The organism is Yoonia sp. (assembly GCF_036770585.1).
GTDB lineage: Bacteria > Pseudomonadota > Alphaproteobacteria > Rhodobacterales > Rhodobacteraceae > Yoonia.
The window spans coordinates 35,440-41,696 of record NZ_DAIPIW010000009.1; the positions used below are offsets into that span (position 1 = coordinate 35,440).

A 6,257-nucleotide genomic window follows, 5' to 3' on the forward strand; every position below is an offset into this window, starting at 1 on the left:
ATGCGCGTCGATTATGACGATCTGTCGAAAACCATCGCCTCGCTCACCGAGGGCGAGGATGACGTGATCGCCCTGATGGCGACGGTCGCCTGCGAGGTGCATCACAGCGACGACCGTTTCGACTGGACGGGGTTTTACCGTGTGACCGGCCCCGAGATGCTGAAGATCGGGCCCTATCAGGGCGGGCATGGCTGTCTGGTGATCCCCTTCTCGCGCGGGGTCTGCGGGGCGGCGGCGCGGACGCGCGCGGTGCAGCTTGTGCCCGATGTGGATGCCTTTGCGGGTCACATCGCCTGTGCATCAAGCACGCGGTCGGAAATCGTGCTTCCGGTGCTGGATGCCAAGGGTGATCTGATCGCCGTTTTCGACATCGACAGCGACCAGCCGGATGCCTTTACCGAAGATGACGCCAAGGGGCTGGGTGCCATTCTGGGGGCGGTTTTCAGGCGCTGAAACTTTCCGCAGAAATTCCGTTTGAGCGGAATCAAAATCCCGTGCTATGAAAATTCATGGGAATTTTTCACGCCACTGCCGCTCTGTCCGAACGCACCACCGTGCCGACACTGGGTGCGGATATTCGCGCCCTGCGCAAGTCGCGCAAGATGACGCTGACGGACATGGCCGAGGCGCTGGACCGGTCGGTCGGCTGGCTCAGTCAGGTGGAACGGGACAAGTCCCTGCCCTCGAACGCCGATCTCGAACGGATGGCAAAGCTGCTGGATGTCTCGCTGGCCAGTTTCATGCAGGTCGGTGCCGCCCAAGAGGAATTGGGCATCATCGTGCGCGCCGATGCCCGCCGCCCCATTGGAAACCGCGTGCCGGGCCTGTCCGAGGAATTGTTGTCACCCGATCTGGCCGATGACTTCGAGGTGATCCATTCCAGCTTTGCCCCCGGTGCCGCGATCACCAAACCCGTGGTGCGCGAAACGCAAGAGGTGGGTTATGTCGTCTCGGGCCGGTTCGAGCTGCGCGTGAACGGCCGGTCCTTCGCCCTTGCCAAAGGCGACAGTTTCCGCCTGCGCGGCGAAGCCTTCACTTGGGCCAACCCCGGCCCCACGCCATGCGAGATCATCTGGGTGATCTCGCCCCCCGTCTACTAGCCCCAACACCCAAGGAGCCGCACGCATGTCAGATTTTCCCACCTCCGCCCGTGTCGTCATCATCGGTGGCGGGGTCGTCGGCGTCTCGACCCTCTATCATCTTGCCAAGAAGGGCTGGACCGATTGCGTCCTGCTGGAAAAGAACGAGCTGACCGCCGGGTCCACCTGGCACGCGGCGGGGAACTGTCCGTCCTTCAGCACCTCGTGGGCCGTGATGAACATGCAGCGCTATTCGCTGGGTCTTTACAAGGGGCTGGCCGCAGAGGTCGATTATCCGATGAACTACCACGTCACCGGCTCGATCCGGCTGGCGCATGGCAAGGAACGGATGCAGGAATTCGCCCGCGCAATGGGGATGGGCAATTATCAGGGGCTGAACCTGCGCCTGCTGACCCCCGAAGAGGCGCAGGAATTGCACCCTTTCCTTGAAACCCACGACATCAAGGGCGCGCTTTATGATCCCGATGATGGCGATATCGACCCTGCCCAGCTGACGCAGGCGCTGGCCAAGGGCGCGCGGCAGATGGGGGCGAAGATCGAACGCTTTTGTTCCGCGACAGGTGTGACCCAACACCCCAACGGCACATGGACCGTGCATACCGAGAAAGGCGATATCGACTGCGAGATCGTGGTGAACAGCGCGGGCTACTACGCCCAGCGCGTCGGCGAATGGTTCAAGCCCTACGGTGGGCGCACGGTGCCGATGGTCACCATGTCCCACCAGTTCTTCCTGACCGAGGAAATCCCCGCCTTGAAGGCATGGACCGAGGCGCAGGGTCACAAGGTGCCTTTGTTGCGCGATGTGGATGTGTCCTACTACCTGCGGCAGGACAAGCACGGGCTGAACCTTGGCCCTTATGAACCCAACTGCAAGGCACATTGGGTGACGCCGGATGATCCGCAGCCCGATGACTTCAGCTTTCAGCTCTACCCCGACGATCTGGACCGGCTCGAGGCGATCATCGAAGACGCGATGGCGCGCGTGCCGATCCTAGGGTCTGCCGGTGTGGGCCGTGTGATCAACGGCCCGATCCCTTACGCCCCCGACGGCCTGCCGCTGCTGGGGCCGATGCCCGGCGTGAAGAACGCCTTCGAGGCCTGCGTCTTTACCTTCGGCATCACCCAAGGCGGTGGTGCGGGCAAGGTCGCTGCCGAATGGATCGTCGATGGCAAGACCGAATGGGACATGTGGTCCTGCGATCCGCGCCGCTATACAGACTACACCGACCACGACTATTGCCACCAGAAAGCGGTCGAGACCTACGGCCACGAATACGGCATGCATTTTCCGCATCACGCATGGCCCGCGGGGCGCGACAAGAAGCTGTCGCCGGTGCATGACCGGATCAAGGCTCTGGGTGGCCAGATGGGCGCCTATAACGGCTGGGAGCGCGCGAACTGGTTCGCCAAGGAAGGCGACGACACCTCCGAGGCCGCGACCCAGACATGGGACCGCGCAGGGCCATGGCAGCCGCGCATCAAGGAAGAATGCGAGGCGGTGCGCGATGCGGCGGGCTTGCTCGACCTGCCCGGTTTCTCGCGTTACCGCTTGCAGGGGCCGGGGGCTGCGGACTTTCTGCGCGGGCTTTGCACGGGGGGTATCCCCAAGGTGGGGCGGATCGGTCTGCTCTACTTCGCCGACGATCGCGGGCGCATCGTGACCGAGATGTCAGCGATGCGGCTGGACGAGGATTTCTTCTTCCTGATCACCGCCGCCGTGGCCCAGTGGCACGACATGGAATGGCTGCAAAAGCATCTGCCCGAAGCGGCGGCCTTCACCCTGACGGATGTAACCAAAGAGTTTTCCTGCCAGATCCTGACCGGTCCGAAATCGCGGCAGATACTGGCCGGCCTGACGGATGCCGACCTTTCCCTGCCCTGGCTGACCCATCAATCCGCTCAACTGGACGGCACTTGGGTGCAACTGGTCCGGGTCAGTTTCGCGGGCGAATTGGGCTGGGAGGTTCACTCCAAGGTCGAGGACACCCCGGCGGTCTATGACGCGCTGCTGCGGGCGGGGACGCCCTTGGGGATGAAGCCTTTCGGGATGTTCGCCCTGAACGCCCTGCGGATGGAAAAGGGCTATCGCGCGTGGAAGGGCGATCTGTCCACGGATTATTCCATGCTGGAAGGCGGGCTGGACCGGTTCGTCAAATTCGACAAGCCGCAGGAGTTCCCCGGCAAGGCGGCGCTGCTGGCCGAAAAGCAGCGCGGCGTGGCCAAGCGGTTCGTGACGCTGACGCTGGATCAGGCCGGGCCTTCGGATGCGCCTTACATGTCGACCCTCTGGGTCGGGGATCAGGTCGTGGGCGAAACCACATCCGGCGCATGGGGCTACCGCGTGAACAAGTCGATCGCCTTGGGGATGCTGCGCGCGGACCTTGCCGTGCCGGGCGCCAAGGTCGAGGTGGATATCTACGGGATCCGCTATCCGGCCACGATCCATGCGGATGCGCCCTTGTGGGATCCCGAGAACGCGCGGATCAGGGCCTGATGCTGACCCAATCGATGAAAGATCTGATCGCGGCCTTTCCCTTGGGGTTTGTCGCGACTGTCAGGGCGGATGGGGGACCTGCGGTCTCGCCCAAGGGGACGTTTCTTGTTCTCGATGATCGGCGGCTGGCCTTCGCGGACATCCGTTCGCCCCAGACCCGTGCGAACCTGACCGCCGACCCGCGGGTCGAGGTGAATTTCATCGACCCTTTCCGCCGCAAGGCGGTGCGCGTGGCGGGCAAGGCGGCTGTGCATCTGAAGGGGACCGGCAGTTTCTCGGACATGCTTCCCCGCTGGCAGACAGCTTTCGGTGATCTGGCCCGCCGCATCGGCGCGCTGGTCGAGATCGACATCGCGGCGGCTAGTGAAATCCGGACACCGCCCTATGACGACGGCGTGACCGAGGACGAGATGATCGCGCTCTACAAGGACAAATACGGAAAGGTCTTTCCATGACAGATATCATTCTTCTCGATGGCGGCATGGGGCAGGAACTGGTGCATCGTGCCGGTGACCGCCCGACGCCTTTGTGGTCGACGCAAGTGATGGTCGATCACCCCGGGCTGGTGGCGGAGGTCCATGCCGACTATCGCGCGGCCGGTGCGACGGTGCACACCGCGAACACCTACGCCATCCACCGCGACCGGCTTGAGGGCACAGGGATGGAGGGCCAATTCGAAGCCCTGCACATGGCCGCCCTGAAAGAGGCGGCGGGCGTTGGCGTCATTGCGGGATCGCTGGGGCCCTTGCGGGCCTCCTATCGTCCCGACCTGATGCCGCCACATGACAAGGCCGTCGCAACCTATGCCGAGGTCGTCGCCCTGCTTGCGCCGCATGTGGACCTGTTCATCTGCGAGACCGTGGCCTCCATCGCCCATGCCCGCGCGGCGCTTGAGGCGGCAACGGCCAGCGGCAAGCCTGTCTGGGTCGCGCTGACGGTGGATGACACGGACGGCACACGCCTGCGCTCGGGCGAGGCGGTGGCGGATGCCCTGCCCCATCTGGACGGCGCGGCGGCGGTGCTGGCCAATTGCTCGGTCCCCGAGGCGGTTTCCGAGACGATCAAGGTGCTGGCGACGGGCACCAGGCCTTTCGGCGGCTATGCCAACGGGTTCACGAAAATCTCGGCCGGGTTTCTTGCCGACAAACCGACCGTCGATGCGCTGACCGCGCGGGCGGACCTCGACCCCGAGGCTTACGCCGCCTTCGCCATGGGCTGGATCGCGCAAGGCGCCACCATCGTCGGCGGCTGTTGCGAGGTCGGCCCCGCCCATATCGCCAGACTTGCCGAAGCCATCACCAGCGCAGGGCACAGGATTGTCGCCCCTGATCTTGAAGGAGTCCCCGCATGACCGCCCTGCCCACCCATGCCCGCGTCGTGATCATCGGCGGCGGTGTGATCGGTTGTTCTGTCGCCTATCACCTGACCAAACTGGGATGGACCGATGTTGTCCTGCTGGAACGCAAGCAACTGACATCCGGCACCACTTGGCATGCCGCCGGTCTGATCGCGCAATTGCGGGCGACGGCGAACATGACGAAGCTGGCGAAGTATAGCCAGGAACTCTACGGCAGTCTGGAAGAGGAAACGGGGGTCGCGACGGGCTTTCGGCGCGTGGGCTCGATCACCGTGGCGCTGACCGAGGAACGCAAGGAAGAGATCTTCCGTTCCGCCGGTATGGCGCGGGCCTTTGGTGTGCAGATCGAGGAAATCTCACCCGCCGAGGTGAAGGCGCGCTACGAACACCTGAACACCGACGATGTGAAGGCAGGGGTTTACCTGCCGCTGGATGGGCAGGGCGATCCGGCCAATATCGCCCATGCGCTGGCAAAGGGCGCGCGGATGCGGGGCGCTGTCGTGGCGGAACGCACCAAGGTCACGGGTATCACCAGGACGGGGCGCCGCGTGACTTCGGTGAACTGGGCGCAAGGCGAGGCAACCGGCACCATGACCTGCGACATGATCGTGAACTGCGCGGGCATGTGGGGTCATGAGGTGGGCCGCATGGCCGGCGTGAATGTCCCGCTGCACGCCTGCGAGCATTTCTACATCGTGACCGAGGCGATCCCCGGACTGACCCAACTGCCCGTCCTGCGGGTGCCCGATGAATGTGCCTATTACAAGGAAGACGCGGGCAAGATGCTGCTGGGCGCGTTTGAGCCCAACGCCAAACCCTGGGCCATAAACGGCATCCCCGAGGATTTCGAATTCGACCAACTGCCCGAGGATTTCGATCACTTCGAACCGATCCTCGAAAACGCCGTCAATCGGATGCCGATGCTGGCCGAGGCAGGGATACATACCTTCTTCAACGGCCCCGAAAGCTTTACCCCTGACGATGCCTATCACCTTGGCCTTGCGCCAGAAATGGACAACGTCTGGGTCGCCGCCGGCTTCAATTCCATCGGTATACAGTCGGCGGGTGGCGCGGGCATGGCGCTGTCGCAGTGGATGGACGGCGGCGAAAAGCCTTTCGATCTGGGCGATGTGGATATCTCCCGCATGCAGCCGTTTCAGGGGAACAAGACATACCTTTTCGAGCGCTCGAAAGAGACGCTGGGCCTGCTCTACGCCGACCACTTCCCTTACCGGCAAAAGGCCACCGCGCGCGGGGTGCGGCGCACGCCGTTTCACCATCATCTGGCCGAACGCGGGGCGGTCTT

General features: G+C 63.7%; 6 protein-coding genes. All 6 read left to right on the plus strand.

Going from position 1 to position 6,257, the window contains the following annotated elements; genetic code table 11:
- The gene (locus V7N12_RS03360) at positions 1–453 is read left to right on the plus strand and encodes a GAF domain-containing protein (protein WP_333712692.1); all 453 of its coding nucleotides are present in this window, start codon (positions 1–3) and stop codon (positions 451–453) included.
- Positions 454–509: 56 nt separating this feature from the next.
- Entirely contained in the window at positions 510–1,100 is a 591-nt protein-coding gene (locus V7N12_RS03365; RefSeq protein ID WP_333712693.1) for a helix-turn-helix domain-containing protein, read from the plus strand.
- Positions 1,101–1,125: 25 nt separating this feature from the next.
- Complete coding sequence (locus V7N12_RS03370; protein ID WP_333712694.1) at positions 1,126–3,594, plus strand: GcvT family protein; 2,469 nt, start codon at positions 1,126–1,128, stop codon at positions 3,592–3,594.
- A 14-nt stretch (positions 3,595–3,608) separates the two neighbouring features.
- Entirely contained in the window at positions 3,609–4,049 is a 441-nt protein-coding gene (locus V7N12_RS03375; protein WP_333712695.1) for a pyridoxamine 5'-phosphate oxidase family protein, read from the plus strand.
- Positions 4,046–4,945, plus strand: coding sequence for a homocysteine S-methyltransferase family protein (locus tag V7N12_RS03380; protein ID WP_333712696.1), 900 nt, complete (start codon positions 4,046–4,048; stop codon positions 4,943–4,945). The genes V7N12_RS03375 and V7N12_RS03380 overlap by 4 nt, the downstream gene beginning before the upstream one ends.
- Positions 4,942–6,257 (plus strand): FAD-dependent oxidoreductase (locus tag V7N12_RS03385; protein WP_333712697.1); only part of this gene is annotated, 1,316 nt, incomplete at its 3' end. The genes V7N12_RS03380 and V7N12_RS03385, both read left to right, overlap by 4 nt.